Source organism: Pseudomonas sp. ChxA (assembly GCF_030263855.1).
Lineage (GTDB): Bacteria > Pseudomonadota > Gammaproteobacteria > Pseudomonadales > Pseudomonadaceae > Aquipseudomonas > Aquipseudomonas fluorescens_CB.
Window position 1 is genome coordinate 4,156,681 of sequence record NZ_JARPMK010000001.1, and the last position, 15,072, is coordinate 4,171,752.

Consider the following 15,072-nt stretch of genomic DNA (forward strand, 5'->3'; position numbering starts at 1 on the left):
CTGCCCTCACATTTGGGGCTCTAGCATCACTACTGCTCAACCGTCCGGCTTGAAATAACGTCCTGCGGCGCCAGCAACCAGTGCCGCGTAACAGTCCATCCCAGAAAGACTCTCGCGCCGTCCTCAGTTTCAGCGTGCTGAGGCAACGCTTCGCCGGCGCAAACCTTGCGCAAGCCACTCATCACCGGCAGGAATGTCTCTCGAAAAGCCACTGGCTGTATGGCGAAAAAAGCCTCGACTGACGCCATGGCATCCCTGCGCTCACCCTCATCAAGCATCGCCAGGTAGAACACCATCTGGCGCCAGGCATAGGCAGTATTTTTGAGCATGATCAACCGAGCATGATAGTGCTCAATCCGCATCCGGTGCCGTTTGCAGATCCACTCAAAACACGCCTGCACCATGCTGCCTAATCTCGGCTGCAGCAAAACCTTCAACCCAAGATCTTCAAACAGTAACGCGAGGTTCTGCGTGGTTAAAATCTGCTGTTGCTCAAGAATGGTGCCGTTGGTCGCCGGGTGCCACGTACCCAACTCAGCCCCTGCACGCTTTGCGCACAACTTCACGAAGGCATCGTTTGCCACTCGCGCACGTCGCCGCCCTCGGGTAACAAGGCTCGCCAGCTCATCGGTATCAATGTCGTAATAACGTGCGTAAAGGGAGCCTGCCAGCACCCGGCCTGCTCGCCTGGCAACATCGGTAAACTTACCGGAAAACTTACCCATGAAGATATCTGCAGCGACCTCTTCCACAAAGGGGAGGTTCAGTTGAGCAGTGTCCGCCAGTGTTGAAAACTCCTGGAGAAGCTTGTTAGGCAGGATGGCGTAAGGGAAAGCAGACAGCGTCAACGCCGATGACTCAACCAGTGCCTGCTGGGCAGCTCCCGCCACCACGGCACCGGACTGGCGGTCGCCTTCAATGACGGCAACCCAAGGCAACTCACTGAGGCCAACCTGACGCTGAAGGTTCAGCAGTAATAACGAACGCCGTCGACGGAACGCGCGATAGGTAGAGGTGTATACCATTCTCAGCGCTTCATCGCGCAACCCCGAGCTACTCAGTTGCGCGGTCATCGCGGGCAACACCCGCGCGACGGTATCACCTGAAGTAATCAGCCCATGCTCGATCAATTCGCTGATCGTGCCACTCCGGCAGCGCTGAAGGCGGCGCTGGACCGCAGGTGGAATGGCAACGCCCTCGCCTTGCCCAAACGCCAATGCTTCCTCAGCGGTGATCGGCGCTGCCAAATCAGCAAAATCTGAGAGACCACCTTGCGCGGGGTACCTTGAGAGCCGATTCGCCACAATACGGGCAATGAGGTGATGCGCCGACCCCGCCACCTGACGAAGCTGGCCCGTACGCAACGCCAGGTGAGAAGCTGACCCCGGCTCGCCATGCTTGCACACAAAATCATCAACTATTTGCCGTACGCGACCGACTTGACGCCCACTGAGCGATTGCGCGTCGCGGGCGCATCGCCCAAGTAAAAAAAACAGTTCCCCCACGCGCTCCGAAGAGCGCCTGTCGATACCGAGCCGTTTAAAATCCAGCTCTAGCTCGGCAGCCCGCTCACACCACCCACTCGGGTAATGACGGCACGGCCAGCCTGCATCATAAGTAAGGAGGAAATGCGAAACAGCTGAATCATAAAGCGGTAAACGCGTTTCGATCGTCTGTTTCTGCATAACGATCTGAGCCTGAGAAGGCAAGGTTGAAAGCAACTGCTTGATCTCACCAGTGTCCACAATGTGCACCTGCGCGGCTGAAATCGGCAGCTGCGTAGAGATCGACGGAAAGAAACGCAGCCGGTCAAAGAACGGCCCAATCACGTCTATCAGCGCCCGAGCCTGCTCGGTGCGCTGCTGCCCGACTAGCCAAGCTACTGTCAGTAACGCGGCCTCTTCCGGCACATCAACCGCATAATCACAGCGGGCTAAACGTGAGTGCAGGGCCTCAAGGCCGTCATCCGTGAGATGCCAGGCATTGATATCGAGCCGTTCAAAGCCTGGACGAATACCTGGAATAGAGGCGGCCAGTTCACGCTCATAGTTCGTCAGTTCGCCACCTGCCAACAGATTGCCGGTAGCAAAGCCGCCCGTGACGACTTCTAGCGTAACCCAGGCTGGAATCTCAGCAATCGGTGTACGCGAGCCATACTCGACGTTGCCTTGCAGCAGGTTCCCAATGACCTGCTGCCAGCGTGAGATACGTCTGCGGGCGTTAAAGCGAGCGACTGGGCCGCAATCCAAATCGTGCGCGAGCAGCGCTTTCGACAGTTGGAAGACTGCGTAACCTGCGTCCATGCTAGTCACTCCCTGTGATCTGGAGGTGTGCCCAGATTGCTGTGTATGTGATGGGTCCGGAGGCTGGATTCGAACCAGCGCCCACCCGGTTAAGAGCCGAGTGTTCTACCGCTGAACTACTCCGGAACAGAGCGCGCATTGTCGAGCAACACCTGAAAAATGTGAAGGGCTACGACCGTCATAAGGCTGGAGGCAAAAAAACTCTAAAAAACTGTCAGTTCTCACAGGTTACGCCTCCCACTAACTGCGCTAGCTTAGCCAGTCGAGAGCGCAATCATTGATTGCGCTCACCCATTGATCATGAGCGAAAGGACTCGTCCATGAACCGGCCAAAACCCGCAACCGCAACACTTCGCCGATCAAGCCACGGGCACGAAGCCGTTTAGGCATCACCGCCCACCTGCCCCGCTGGGTGTTCGCGCTACTCATCGCACTCTGCACCCTTGGCGCACTGCAAGACCGCGTCCGTCGCGTAACGCCGGTGTACGCCGTGCTGCTGTGTGTCGGCGTGCTCATGCTGTTATGGGCGGGTTGGATACGCTGGTTTGCGCCTAGTTCATAGCTCGCAGGTATGACACTCGCCATCAACGAGCGATGAAGATCAACCTGTGGGAGCTGGCTTGCCTGCGATGGCGGCCTTTCAGTGCCGGATGGGTTGACTGACACACTGCTATCGCAGGCAAGCCAGCTCCCACAGGAGATCGCGTGCGTTCAGATATTTCCCACAAGGCTTTCAGGTTGTCGGTCGGAAGTGGGCTGACTAATCTCTGTGCCGTCGCTGCCAACTCAGCGGCCGGATTTGACCGTCCGATTAATTAAAGTGCAGCTTGGCTAAAACCTATTTCAGGCGTTTTTTTCACGCCTGAGGTATCGTGTTGCGGTGGCTGTACGCGGGATACCTTCGGGTATGCCGGATTTCCTTTGATTGCCGGTCGGTCAACCCGTGTACAGCTGCCACCCTCTTCGCTTGACCGCGAATGTTGGCAGCTTCACTCAATCTTAGGACCTTCACGATGATCAAAGACAGCCCAAATCCCCCAGGCCAGCCAGACTACGACACCAGCACTCTGCACGAAGTGGCCTACCGTGCGATCGCCCACTACCTCAACCCCGGCAAACCCATTCCCGAGCCCAGTGAAGGCATCTTCACCGTGCGCGCCGACCTGAGCACGGAAACCCTGCTGATCAACGCCTCCCAGGATCTGGCGTCCATCAGCGATATCGCCACCCACTTGGCGTTTGAAATAGAAGGCTCCCAACGCAATGTCGCGCTGGGCATCTGCCGCATGCTCGACGGGGTGCAGCTGCTGGTGGACAAAGCCCTGAATGTAGTCCATCCAGCAGCCTGAAGATCGTTCCCACGCTCTGCGTGGGAATGCCGCCCCGGACGCTCTGCGTCCCGCCTCCAGACCCGCGCAGCGTGACGCGGAGCGTCACAAGGTGCATGCCCACGCAGAGCGTGGGAACGATCAATAGACGAGATAGAGCGCCTGAGCTATCTTCGGGCGCTCTATCGACAGACCCGAAACAGGAAGTTACCGCTTGAGTACTTTGCCCCTTCTGCGAGGCCGCACCTTCGCCCTCCTCGCCGGCATTGCTTTTGTTGCCGTGGACCAGTTGGTCAAACTGCTGGCCTTGGTTTCGCTGCAAGCCAGCAGTTTCAAAATCGGCTCCAACCCTCTCAACCTTGCGCTGGAACTGAGCCTCAACCCAGGCGCCTTCTTGAGCCTGGGCGCCGCATTGCCGCCGCAGGTCAAACAGCTGATCTTTATCGTCGCAGTAGCCGTTGTGGTGACTTGGGCAATGTGGTGGTCGCTTTCCAACTGGAGCCAGCCGCTGCGTAAAGTCTTGCCACTGTATGCGATTGCCTTGGGCGGCATCGCCAACTTGATTGATCGTGTGTTTCGCGACGGGCATGTCGTGGATTACATGGTGCTGAACGTAGGGCACGCACATACCGGCGTGTTCAATATTGCCGATATTGCGATCACCGCTGGGGCGTTGTTTTTGATGATTGATCTGTTCGTGAATCCTCGTAAGTCCTGATCAGCAAGGGGACTCATGCATCAGCGTGAATCCCCAGGCACTCAAAACACCGACCACCCAATCCGCTCGCTCAGCAACTCCAACGCCTTCATCCCCGCCAACGAGTTCCCCGCCGCATTCAGCTCCGGCGACCACACGCACACGGTAAATTGCCCCGGTACCACCGCGACGATCCCGCCACCGACGCCACTTTTACCCGGCAAACCCACGCGGTAGGCAAAGTTTCCTGCCTCGTCATACAGCCCACTGGTGGCCATGATCGAGTTGACCTGCTTGGTCTGGCGTGCGGTCAAGATCTGCTCGCCGCTGTGGGCACTCACGCCCTCGTTGGCCAGGAAGCTGAAGGCCCTGGCCAGATCCAGGCAGCTCATTTGCAGCGCGCAATAGTTGAAGTAGCTGTGCAGCACCGCGTCGACGTCGTTGTGGAAGTTGCCGAAGGACTTCATCAAGTAGGCCATGGCTGCGTTGCGCGCGCCATGCTGCGCTTCGGAGTCGGCGACGACGCTGTTGACCAGAATTTGCGGGTTACCGGACAGGCGCCGCACAAAGTCGCGCATCGACAGAATCGGCACGGCAAAGCGCGACTGGTTAATGTCGCAGATGACCAGGGCGCCGGCGTTGATGAAGGGGTTGCGCGGGCGCCCGCGTTCGAACTCCAGTTGCACCATGGAGTTGAACGGTTGCCCCGAAGGCTCGTGGCCCAGGCGCTCCCAGATGGTTTCGCCGCCATGGTCGATGGCCTGCACCAGGCTGAACACCTTGGAGATGCTCTGTACCGAGAACAGCGTGTCGGCATCGCCGGCACAATAGGCCGAGCCGTCGTTGCCGTACACGGCGATGCCAAGTTGGTCGGCGGGTACATCGGCCAGCGCGGGGATGTAATCGGCCACTTTGCCCTGGCCAATCAGTGGGCGGACTTCGCCCAGGATCGAATCCAGCAGTGCCTGCATGTCTTGTCCGGTCATTCTTGTTTGAATCAGTGGTAAGCGGGGCGCGGAGGATACTGTAATGCGTCCGCGAGGACACCCCTTGATCGTTCCCACGCTCTGCGTGGGAATGCCGCCCCGGACGCTCCGCGTCCCGCAGTTCAGAAATGCGCCACATCCGACACCTGCTCATCGAGCACATCCCGCGCCAGCGCCCAGGCGCGGTCCTTGGATTCGACCACCAGCAGTGGGTAGCCCCAGGCCTTGCCAAACATTACCGCAAACGGCTTGAGGGCCAGGCGTTGCGCGGCGCTGGGTTCCACCTGGATCATGCCTTTGACGTAAGTGCGCAGCGCCGGTTTGTTTTTCTTCATCCAGATCGAGGCGTGTTTGCGCTCTTCGTGGGAGTGTTCGTGGTTGTTTTCGTCGACAGCTTTTTCGTGCAGCAGCACAAACGCTTGCTGGCGAGCGAGCAGGTTTTCGAACGCAACAAAAGCGTCCTCGGGACCGCCTTCGTTCGGGGCGTCAAACACGATTTTCACCACGGGGAAGTTTGTACTGTCGAGTCGCATGGCAAAGCTCCTTAATGAGAGTGAATCTCATCATAACGCTCAGCACGCTGGACGCCATTGCACAGAATAGCCAGAATGTTTCGCAATTCGGCCAATGAGCAAATCCGCCATGCAACGCCACCGCCTTGAAGAACGTGACCTTTCCCGCTCCAGGGACGCCGACCTGATCCCGCGCGCAGTGGTAGCCGTGGGCGCCACTAGCACGTCCGAGCGTTGGGAGCACACGCCGCACGCCCATCGCAAAGGCCAGTTGATGTACACGCTGCGCGGGGTGATTCATTGCCAGATCGAGGCCGGCATCTGGATCGTGCCGCCCCAGTGCGCACTCTGGATTCCCGGTGGCCTGGCCCATGCGGCGCGGGGCTCCGGAGCGGCGGAGGTGTATTGCCTGCTGATCGACCCGGACGCCGCCGGCGCACTGCCCACCCAAGGCTGCACCTTGGCGGTGTCCGGCCTGTTGCATGAGTTGATCAGCAAGGCGGTGAGCTTTCCTCACTTGTATGAAGAAAACGGCGCACAGGGGCGCCTGATCAGCACACTGTTGGATGAACTGGCCCAGGCGCCCATTGAAGACCTGCACCTGCCCATGCCCCAGGACCTGCGGCTGCGGCGCCTGGCCGACAGTTTGCTGGCCGACCCCAGCGACAAGTCCACGCTCGAGCAGTGGGCACAACGCATCGGCATGAGCGAGCGCAGCATGACGCGCCTGCTGTTGGAAGAATTGGGCCTGAGTTTCGGCCGCTGGCGCCGACAGTTACATGTGATTTTGTCACTGCAACGCCTGGCCAAGGGTGAAAGCGTGCAACGGGTGGCGCTGGACCTGGGTTACGAGAACGCCAGCGGCTTTATCACCATGTTCCGTAAAACCGTGGGCCAGCCACCGGCGCGTTACCTGGCGGATCGCACCGGCGCGTCGAGTGCAACGGCGGTGGGCGCCATCGCGTTGCACCCCGACAGTTGATCAACGCTGAACCGGAATGCGGATATCACCATCTTTGCATTGGTTTTTTACACTGCGAGGGCAGCCGGCAAAACGCAGCTCTTTACTCAGGCACACGCGCACTTCGGACAGCACCTTGCCTTTGCAAATGACCGCCATGCCGTGGTTGCCCATGGCCGGGTTGCTTTGCCGGAACAAGTCCTCGATCTCGCGTGCCTGCATGTAATTAGGCACGTTGAACGGCTGCAACTGCTGCGGAATCTGCACGGTCGCCAGCGCCGTATCACTCGCCTCCAGGTAGCTCGAAGCATCCAGCCCGCTGCAGGTGCCGTGTTTGGCCCATTCGTGCTTGAGCAAGGCCGGCGTAGGATAAATCAGCGCGCCCTTGGCGAGGTCCGCCGCCGACAGCCGAGATTGCGTATCGCACGATGCCGGCCAGCCGCCTTTGGCGTATTGCGGCCATAGCCCGTGCAGTACAAAGCCATAACCTTTACCCGTGCATTGCTCGTTGCCAGGGTGCGTCAGGCAAAACGTCGGCGACCATGACAACGACAGCACATAAAAATCAAACTCCCCAGGCGTCCCCTGACTACGCGGGGCCGCCAGCACATTGGTGGCCAGTAACAGCCACAACAGCATCCAATATTTCATTTGCCTATTCCTGAGAGAAAAAACAGGTATATCCCGCTTAACCCGGCAAATTGGGGTTACGCAGTAACACCTTATCGAGGATCCGATCAGTCTTCAGCGCCTCGATCGCCAGTGAAGGGTGCTCCGACTCGCCACGAATATGCGCATTCATGGCCAGCACGTGATGCCACTGGATATGTGCATGGCAGGGTATTTCCAGCACCTCATTCACCTCACCTTCCAGGCGTAACGGCTGGTCTTCGAATACGGCAAAGGTGATGCGGCCAAGGCTGCCGATCAGCTCTACGCGGTCTTCGCGCCGGTCGGCGACAAAGTTCCAGCAACCCATGCCCAGCGCGCCGTTCGCGAACGTCCAGCACGCCGTTACCGCATCTTCCGCCGCGTAATTGCCGGCCTGTCGCGCGGTAAACCCGGTGACCTCGACAATATCGCCGGCCAGGTACTGGAACAAATCGAACCCATGGCTGGCCAGGTCGGCAAAGTAGCCGCCGCCGGCAATGGTCGGGTCGGTGCGCCAGTTGGCAGCGCTGGCATCGGCGGCCGCCGGTGGCTTGCACAGGCTCCAGGTCACGTGGCGTAGCTCGCCGATACGCCCTTGCTGCAGCCAGTCGCGCACTTGCTGGAAGCGCGGCAACGAACGGCGATAGTAGGAGACAAACAAGTGCAGCCCGGCACGCTCGAAGGTGCGCTGCATCAAGGCGCTCTGCTCGGCATTCAGCGACATGGGCTTTTCGACGCAGCAATGCTTGCCGGCCGCCGCCACCATCAGGGCATATTCGAGGTGGCTGTCGGGCGGTGTGGCGATGTACACCGCGTCCACTTCGGGGTCGTCGATCAAGGCTTGGGCGTCGGTATAGAAACGCGCAATGCCGTGGCGTGCCGCGTAATCGCGCACCGCTTCCTCACGGCGCCCCATCACGGCCACCAACGCCGAACCTGGCGCTTTGTAGAAGGCGGGTCCACTCTTGAGTTCAGTGACGCTGCCACAGCCAATCATGCCCCAACGTACGGTATTCATCAGTTGTCCTCGTCCGTTTTCATCAAGGGGGCAGTATCCACATGACCGCCCGTGCATGCCACCCTCGATTAGCATGACAATTGCATTACACTTTCATGACAGTCACTGAGCCAGGCAGGTGTAGACATTGAAAATACGTGCAACCGTTATTTGTGAACACGAGGGGCATATCCTCTTCGTGCGCAAGGCCCGCTCCAAATGGGCCTTGCCGGGCGGCAAGGTCGAGCGTGACGAGCGCCCGGTCGGCGCCGCCGCACGCGAGCTGGAAGAAGAAACCGGCTTGAATGTGGATGGCTTGCTGTACTTGCAGGAGCTGAAGGCCCGCGACACCGTGCACCACGTGTTCGAGGCCTCGGTGGTGAACATCAGCGAGGCGCGCCCTTGCAACGAGATCATCGACTGCCGCTGGCACGCCTACGGCGCCATGGACGAACTGGACACCACCGACGCCACCCGCCACATCGTCAAGTCGTTCCTACGACGCCTGTAAGTCCGCGCTCTGCCCGCTGTCCAGCAACCCGCGCTTGACCCCACCCTTGGTTTTCTGCCGTTCGACAAAGGATTTGACGAACGCGGCAGCAGCTGTGTGCGCCACCGGCACTGCCATGGCTTGGTGGATGGTCATGAAGTCATCGTCAAGCAGGCGCGACTGCGCAGACACACGGGTTTGCAGAAAATCCCTCACCCCCGCCGCCGCATCAACCATGCGCAGATCGTCGCCGGTGCTCGCTGGCTGGATGCGGTGACTTTGGAAATGACCTGGATCTACCCGCAGACGGCGTTTCGAGATCGCGTCATCTGTGTGTTTGAAGGCAATGGGTGAGCGTTGCACGCACGGTTAACGTCAACAGTGCGCAACGCGAGCAGCAAGTGCTGATCGGCGTGTTAGCCTGTTCGCTTCCACCGGCTTTGGTTAGCATCATGCGCACCGATCTGAACCTGCTACGCGTCCTGCTGGCCATCCACGACTGCCGCAACGTGACTGCTGCAGCCAAACGTTTAGGCATGAGCCAACCGGCCGCCAGCGCTGCGCTGGCACGCCTGCGCCACTCCCTCGGCGACCCGCTGTTCGTACGCAACGGCACCACCATGGAACCTACGCCACGGGCGCGCAGCATCGTCGAACGCACCCGTGAAGTGATCGCGACCATCGACCAGGAAATCCTTCCAAACCCCACCTTCGACCCGGCGCACACCCGTGAAACCTTCACCTTCTGCACCAGCGAAATCGGCGAAATGGTCTTCCTGCCCGCCCTCTTCGACCGCCTGCGCAGCGCCGCGCCCCACGCCAGGATCCACTGCGTGAGCCTGAGCCCCAAAGACCTCCTCGACGGCCTGCGCGAAGGCCAAATCGATTGCGCCCTCGGCTACTTCCCCGACCTCGACGCGCCGAACATCTACCAGCAACGCCTGTTCTCCCACGACCTTGTCTGCCTGATCGGCCGCCACCACCGCGTCACCGGGCCACAGCTGAGCCTGGAAGAATTCTGCACCCTGGAACACGTACAAGTGCGCGATGGCAGCCGGAGCCAGGAGATGTATGAGAGCTTTCTGGCCGAGCAAGGGATCGAACGCAACATCGTGCTGCAGATCTCGCACTACATGAGCATGCCGGCGATTATCGAACGCTCGGACTTGATTGCGGTGCTGCCACGGTCAGTGGCGCATATTTATGAGAAACACGCGGCAGTCAGGATGATTGAACCGCCGGTAGGGATACCGGCGTATAGCTTGAAGCACCATTGGCATGCGCGGAATCAGAAGGATCCGCGGCATGTGTGGCTGCGCAAGGTGCTCCTGGATATTTTTTCAGCGCAGTGATACCGAGGCGCGTGCATCGCAGAGGTGCGACGGCTCGATACGCCAGCGGCCCCAGAAGATCAGACCGGTGAAGCTATTAAACATGTGGGAGCCGGCTTGCCTGCGATGGCGGTCTTTTGGTGGTGTACATATCCGTTGCTGCGGTAACGGCCGCTTATGGTTCCGCCCTTACGGCGGCTCACTTTTGGAAAGACCCAAAAGTAAGCAAAAGGTCTTCGCCCCAACACTCGGTGCCTCGCTTAGGCTCGGCATGCCCGCAATCCGCCAGTGATTTGGGGGGCCGCCGCGATGGGCCATCCTTGGCCCAGCGCGGCTAAACCGGCATCCCTGCCGGTTTACCCCCCAAATCACTGGCGGATTCCGGCCATCGTGTTTGACGGGGCGATTTCAGATCAAGATCAAAAGCGCAGATCAAAAGACCGCTGACTTCGTCATCGAAAAGGATGTAAGGGCCAGAGCAACAGCAACAGCAACAGCAACAGCAACAGCAACAGCAACAGCAACAGCAGAGCCCTACTCGGTCAAAGGTGGGAGCTGGCTTGCCTGCGAAGGCATCAACTCGGTGTACCTGATGTACCGAGGTGTCTGCATCGCAGGCAAGCCAGCTCCCACAGAAAAGCAGTTCTTCAGTGTATTCAGATAGGCTTTTGCCTTGCACTTGATCTGGCTCTTGCTTCAACCACTCAGGTCGGCTTTCAGGCCGCCGTGCTGTAGATCTTGATCTGAGACGCCCCGTTAACCACGATGGCCGAACGCAGGCTTGAATCCGTGGGTAACCCGGCAGGACGCCGGGTTAGCCGCGCTGGGCCAAGGATGGCCCATCGCGGCGGCCCACGGATTCAAGCCGGAGTGAGGGCATGCCGAGCCTATGCGAGGCACCGAGTGGTGGGGCGAAGACTTTTTGGTTACTTTTGTGTCTTTACAAAAGTGACCCGCTGTAAGAGCGGAACCAATAGAAGCCGTTACCGCAGAAATGGATATGTACACCGACAAACCACTATCGCAGGCAAGCCAGCCCCCACACTTGGACCGCATTGCATCAGTTGGATGCAGGCAACCGTTCAAGAACGCGGTCTACTCCCCGCCACCTGCGGCAACTTATCGCGGTTTTTAGCCTGTCCACGCTGGTACAACGCCTCGACCAGTTTCTGCCGCTCATCCTGGGGCAAATTACTCGCGAACTGAGCCAGCGTCGAGTCCACCAACGCCCGCAGTGCGACGTCTGCCTCACGGGCCTTGGCCAGTTCAGTCACCAGCGCATCACGATCCAGCGTCGGCGCTTCGAGCTGCTTGATCACCCCCAGGCGTGCTTCCCGGCCGGCCATGATCAAAGGCTGACTGTCGGCACGGTTGTGGCGCAACAACTGACGCAACTCCTTGCGCCGCTCCATCGGCAACTTGATCATCGCCTGGCGCAACCCATGCTGGTTAACCACCGCTTCGGCAGGCTTGGCGGTGGCCATCCAGTGATAGAGCCCACCGCCCACACCGCCGATCAAAAACACATTGAGCAATACCGAAAAGACCAACCAGGGTTTAAGGGATGTTGGGGTCATTGCTCGGTTTCCTCGGCGTTGACGGTGAAGACGACATCGGCGTCGCCCTGATCGAAGACGCTGGGCAGCACGTCGGATGACAACATCGGCAACGGCACACTCAGTGACGCCACCAGTACCCCGGCGGCAATCCCGGCAATGCCCACGCCGACCAAGCCTGCGGGCGACAGCCAGTTGGCATAACGCGCCCAGAACGACAGCCGTCGCGGTGCAGACTCGCGAATCTGGCGCGCAAGCGCTGGGTCATGGAAAACCAGCTGATGGCTGTCCAACTGGGCATCGAGCCAACTGACCTCACGCAACGCCTCGCGGGCGCGGAGGTTGCCGCTGTCGAGCAATGCCTGGGCAGCGGCTCGTTCGGCGCCGGGCCAGCGATGCAGGCTCGCACCGTAAGCGTCAGCCAAGTGCGCAAAGCGTTCAGGTGTCATGGTTTTCCCCTTCCTGGGCGGGCGAGCCCGGGTGTGTCGGCAAGTTGACTGCGCAACTGGCGTCGGGCCCGCGACAGCAGGCTCTCCAGTGCCTCGACGCTGATGTTCATCAGGGCCGCGGCGTCGATGTTCGACAGCTCCTGGTAGTACTGCAACACAATGGCTTCGCGCTGGCGCTCGGGCAAGGTCGCCAGGGCGGCGGCCATCCTTGCACTGCGGTCCGCCGTTTCCAACTGTTCATCCGGCGACGGTGCGCTGTCCGCCAGCTCCAGCACCTCGTCCTCATTCAACGGGCGTTCCTTGCGTCGGCGCAGGCGGTCGTGGCACAGGTTGAGTGCCACGCGGTGCAGCCACGTGTCAAAACGCGCTTCGCCAGGGCGCCAGTTGGCCGCCTGGCGCCAGATGCGCAGGAAGCTTTCCTGGGCCACGTCCTTGGCTTCGTCGGCATCCCCCAGCAGCCGACCGGCGAGCGCAAGCAGGCGCGGCAGCTTGCGCGTCACCATTTCGTTGACGGCCGCAGGTTCGTTGTTGCCGATACGTGCCAGTAGCTCAACGTCCGGATCAGTGTCTTTCAATCAGGTAATACTCGGTCCGGGGGCTAAGAGGTTTCAGCGGATCCAGTGCCCTTCGCGCCAGTACCAGTTGGGGCCACGGGATTCCCAGTGCCCAGGCTCCCAGCGCGCGTTACGCACCACTTCCTGCCAGTGGCCCGGCACCCAGGCATACGCGCCGCGTTCCCATTGCCAGTGGCCACGGTCCCAGACGAAGCCTGGGCGCTCAGCCGGGATCACTTCGACGCGCTCGGCCGGTGGGGCCTGGCGGATGATCACTTCGGTCTGGGCAAAGGTCGGGGTGCTGACAAGCGCGGCGAAGGCCAGCGGGACCAGCAAGGCGTAGCGCAATTTGGCCAGTGGGTTCATGGCAACTCCTTCATTCGGCGGACGACAATGTTCGCCTCTGATGGGTTGAACGCTGAGCACAGGAAAATCCGTCGCGAGAAACCTAAGTTTTTTCTCGACGCTGGAAGTATTGCTCAGGGGATGAAGACGCTTGATGAAATGTTTGAAAGCATCGCGACGGATTTGCGCCGGTGGCTGCGTTCAAGACGTAACGCAGAACACACAATGAGGAAACATCATGACCCGTCGACTCTCTATGCTGGTTGCCGCCCTGCTGATTGTCAGCCTGAGCGGCTGCGTGATCCTGCCCGAACACCGGCATTGCTGCTGGCGCTACTACGGTGCGGTCGACACCTCAACCAGCAGCGTGAACAGCTAGCCTACCGCCGCAAAACCTCGGCGCCCGGCCTTTATCTCCGTGCGCAGTTCGCCAATGAGGTTTGAGATGGAACGGATGCTGTCCAAACCTTGGGGCGACACCCGTGGCAGCAGCAGGTCAACGCGACCCGAAGCCGGTTCGTACACGCTGATGCGCAGCGAGCCGTCGCTGTTGAGGCTGCAATCACAGGCCAGCGGCAGGAAGCCTGCGGCCATGATGTTATTGAGTTCATCGATCGAAATCATGCCGAGCCCCCCGTCCCTGGGTTCTACCCTGTAGGTGTAATGCAACCAGCATAGATAAGGATTTGCCTGCTACTGAACAATTAATTCAAAAGTGATACCTGCGCCGCATTTTGCCCTGTAAACGCTAGTGCGCTGGCGCCAAAAACCCAGCACACGACCTCTCGTCTGCCGCGTTGGCAAGGGCTTGACTCACGATGTGTATCAAAAGACGCTCTTGGCTTTTCGCCATCACCCGAGCCGCCCACCATGAGCATCGTTCCCCCGAGCCAGCCCGACAGCGACGTGTACAAAACCCTGCTGGAGTCGACCAAAGCCATCCCATGGCGCATCGACTGGCAGAGCATGACCTTCAGCTACATCGGCCCGCAGATCGAAGCGCTGCTTGGCTGGACCCCGCAAAGCTGGGTGAGCGTGGATGACTGGGTAGAACGTATGCACCCGGACGACCGTGAATACGTGGTGAATTTTTGCGTATCGCAATCGCGCGCCGGCGTGGACCACGAAGCCGACTACCGCGCACTGACGGTCAACGGCGACTATGTATGGATCCGTGACGTGGTGCATGTGGTGCGCAAGGACGGCGAAGTTGAGGCCTTGATCGGCTTTATGTTCGATATCAGCGAGCGCAAGAAGACCGAAGAGCACCTGATCCGCCTGCAAAAACAACTGGAGGAATACTCCTTCCAGGACGGCCTCACCGGCATCGCCAACCGCCGTATGTTCGACACCGTGCTCGAACGCGAATGGGCCAGCGCCCTGCGCAGCCAATTGCCGTTGTCGTTGATCATTCTGGATATCGACTTTTTCAAGCAGTACAACGACCACTACGGCCATATCAAGGGCGATGAAGCTTTGCGCCAGGTAGCCCGCACGTTGTCTCAGGCGGCCAACCGGCCACGGGATTTTATTGCGCGTATCGGCGGTGAGGAATTTGTGTGGTTGCTGCCCGAAACCGACGCAGCGTCAGCCAGGCAAGTGGCGCAGCGCTGCCTGCACTTGATTTGCCAGCAGCAGATCGAACATGCCGTTTCGCCGGTGTCCAAGTGGCTGAGCCTCAGCCTGGGCGTGGGTACGCACAGTGTGACACCCGGCAGCGACGTGCTGGTGTTCGTCGAGTCGGTCGACAAGTTGCTGTATCAGGCCAAACGCAATGGGCGCATGCGCGCAGAGTTTGCCGAGAGTGAAGTTTGACGCCGAGGTCAAATGGCAGACAAAAAAAATCCCAAGTAGCTGATGGAAACTTGGGATTTAAAAATGCATAAACCGTGGGAGGTGAACGCCCGGCTAT

18 protein-coding genes and 1 tRNA gene are annotated in these 15,072 nt (G+C 59.7%); 7 read left to right on the top strand and 12 right to left on the bottom strand.

Annotation, left to right across the window (positions count from 1 at the left end):
- Window positions 1–29: 29 nt before the first annotated feature.
- Both P5706_RS18480 and P5706_RS18485 read right to left on the bottom strand, forming a co-directional pair.
- Entirely contained in the window at window positions 30–2,303 is a 2,274-nt protein-coding gene (locus P5706_RS18480; protein ID WP_285680718.1) for a hypothetical protein, read from the bottom strand.
- Window positions 2,304–2,354: 51 nt separating this feature from the next.
- Window positions 2,355–2,429: transfer RNA gene (locus P5706_RS18485), tRNA-Lys, on the bottom strand.
- 887 nt (window positions 2,430–3,316) lie between these two features.
- Here P5706_RS18485 and P5706_RS18490 point away from each other — a divergent pair.
- Complete coding sequence (locus tag P5706_RS18490; RefSeq protein WP_285680720.1) at window positions 3,317–3,652, top strand: DUF6124 family protein; 336 nt, start codon at window positions 3,317–3,319, stop codon at window positions 3,650–3,652.
- Between the two features lie 193 nt (window positions 3,653–3,845).
- Window positions 3,846–4,349, top strand: coding sequence for a signal peptidase II (locus P5706_RS18495; RefSeq protein ID WP_200433668.1), 504 nt, complete (start codon window positions 3,846–3,848; stop codon window positions 4,347–4,349).
- Between the two features lie 41 nt (window positions 4,350–4,390).
- On the opposite strand, the gene glsB is transcribed toward P5706_RS18495, so the two are convergent.
- Window positions 4,391–5,299 carry a glutaminase B gene (gene glsB / locus P5706_RS18500; protein ID WP_285682772.1) on the bottom strand — a complete coding sequence of 303 codons (909 nt, stop codon included), beginning with the start codon at window positions 5,297–5,299 and terminating at the stop codon, window positions 4,391–4,393.
- Between the two features lie 137 nt (window positions 5,300–5,436).
- Window positions 5,437–5,847, bottom strand: coding sequence for a hypothetical protein (locus tag P5706_RS18505; RefSeq protein ID WP_285680723.1), 411 nt, complete (start codon window positions 5,845–5,847; stop codon window positions 5,437–5,439).
- A 109-nt stretch (window positions 5,848–5,956) separates the two neighbouring features.
- On the opposite strand from P5706_RS18505, the gene P5706_RS18510 reads away from it, so the two are divergent.
- Window positions 5,957–6,808: an AraC family transcriptional regulator gene (locus P5706_RS18510; RefSeq protein ID WP_285680725.1), complete on the top strand. Its 852-nt coding sequence runs from the start codon at window positions 5,957–5,959 to the stop codon at window positions 6,806–6,808.
- Here P5706_RS18510 and P5706_RS18515 read toward each other — a convergent pair whose 3' ends face one another.
- Entirely contained in the window at window positions 6,809–7,438 is a 630-nt protein-coding gene (locus P5706_RS18515; RefSeq protein ID WP_285680727.1) for a ribonuclease T2 family protein, read from the bottom strand.
- A gap of 37 nt (window positions 7,439–7,475) precedes the next feature.
- Window positions 7,476–8,456: a Gfo/Idh/MocA family protein gene (locus P5706_RS18520; RefSeq protein ID WP_285680729.1), complete on the bottom strand. Its 981-nt coding sequence runs from the start codon at window positions 8,454–8,456 to the stop codon at window positions 7,476–7,478.
- Between the two features lie 127 nt (window positions 8,457–8,583).
- Between P5706_RS18520 and P5706_RS18525 the strand changes: the two genes are divergently transcribed.
- Window positions 8,584–8,946: an NUDIX hydrolase gene (locus P5706_RS18525; protein WP_138815870.1), complete on the top strand. Its 363-nt coding sequence runs from the start codon at window positions 8,584–8,586 to the stop codon at window positions 8,944–8,946.
- Here the strand turns inward: P5706_RS18525 and P5706_RS18530 are convergent.
- Window positions 8,932–9,288 (bottom strand): type 2 periplasmic-binding domain-containing protein, encoded by a 357-nt coding sequence (locus P5706_RS18530; protein WP_285680731.1) that lies wholly within the window; start codon window positions 9,286–9,288, stop codon window positions 8,932–8,934. The two genes, P5706_RS18525 and P5706_RS18530, sit on opposite strands and share 15 nt — an antisense overlap.
- Between P5706_RS18530 and P5706_RS18535 the strand changes: the two genes are divergently transcribed.
- Entirely contained in the window at window positions 9,276–10,277 is a 1,002-nt protein-coding gene (locus tag P5706_RS18535; RefSeq protein WP_285680734.1) for a LysR family transcriptional regulator, read from the top strand. The two genes, P5706_RS18530 and P5706_RS18535, sit on opposite strands and share 13 nt — an antisense overlap.
- Window positions 10,278–11,338: 1,061 nt before the next feature.
- Here the strand turns inward: P5706_RS18535 and P5706_RS18540 are convergent.
- From P5706_RS18540 to P5706_RS18555, 4 genes are read right to left on the bottom strand one after another with little or no spacing between them, the layout of a single operon-like run.
- Window positions 11,339–11,833, bottom strand: coding sequence for a periplasmic heavy metal sensor (locus P5706_RS18540; protein WP_200434708.1), 495 nt, complete (start codon window positions 11,831–11,833; stop codon window positions 11,339–11,341).
- Window positions 11,830–12,261, bottom strand: a complete 432-nt coding sequence (locus tag P5706_RS18545) for a hypothetical protein (RefSeq protein ID WP_200434709.1) — start codon at window positions 12,259–12,261, stop codon at window positions 11,830–11,832. Before P5706_RS18545 ends, P5706_RS18540 begins: the two co-directional genes overlap by 4 nt.
- The gene (locus P5706_RS18550; RefSeq protein WP_200434710.1) at window positions 12,258–12,836 is read right to left on the bottom strand and encodes an RNA polymerase sigma factor; all 579 of its coding nucleotides are present in this window, start codon (window positions 12,834–12,836) and stop codon (window positions 12,258–12,260) included. Before P5706_RS18550 ends, P5706_RS18545 begins: the two co-directional genes overlap by 4 nt.
- Before the next feature lie 33 nt (window positions 12,837–12,869).
- Entirely contained in the window at window positions 12,870–13,181 is a 312-nt protein-coding gene (locus P5706_RS18555) for a YXWGXW repeat-containing protein (RefSeq protein WP_099547786.1), read from the bottom strand.
- A 217-nt stretch (window positions 13,182–13,398) separates the two neighbouring features.
- On the opposite strand from P5706_RS18555, the gene P5706_RS18560 reads away from it, so the two are divergent.
- Window positions 13,399–13,539: a hypothetical protein gene (locus P5706_RS18560; RefSeq protein ID WP_178112676.1), complete on the top strand. Its 141-nt coding sequence runs from the start codon at window positions 13,399–13,401 to the stop codon at window positions 13,537–13,539.
- Here P5706_RS18560 and P5706_RS18565 read toward each other — a convergent pair.
- Window positions 13,536–13,784, bottom strand: a complete 249-nt coding sequence (locus P5706_RS18565) for a DUF1652 domain-containing protein (RefSeq protein WP_200434711.1) — start codon at window positions 13,782–13,784, stop codon at window positions 13,536–13,538. The genes P5706_RS18560 and P5706_RS18565 overlap by 4 nt on opposite strands.
- 246 nt (window positions 13,785–14,030) lie before the next feature.
- On the opposite strand from P5706_RS18565, the gene P5706_RS18570 reads away from it, so the two are divergent.
- Window positions 14,031–14,975: a sensor domain-containing diguanylate cyclase gene (locus P5706_RS18570; RefSeq protein ID WP_200434712.1), complete on the top strand. Its 945-nt coding sequence runs from the start codon at window positions 14,031–14,033 to the stop codon at window positions 14,973–14,975.
- Window positions 14,976–15,072 lie beyond the last annotated feature (97 nt).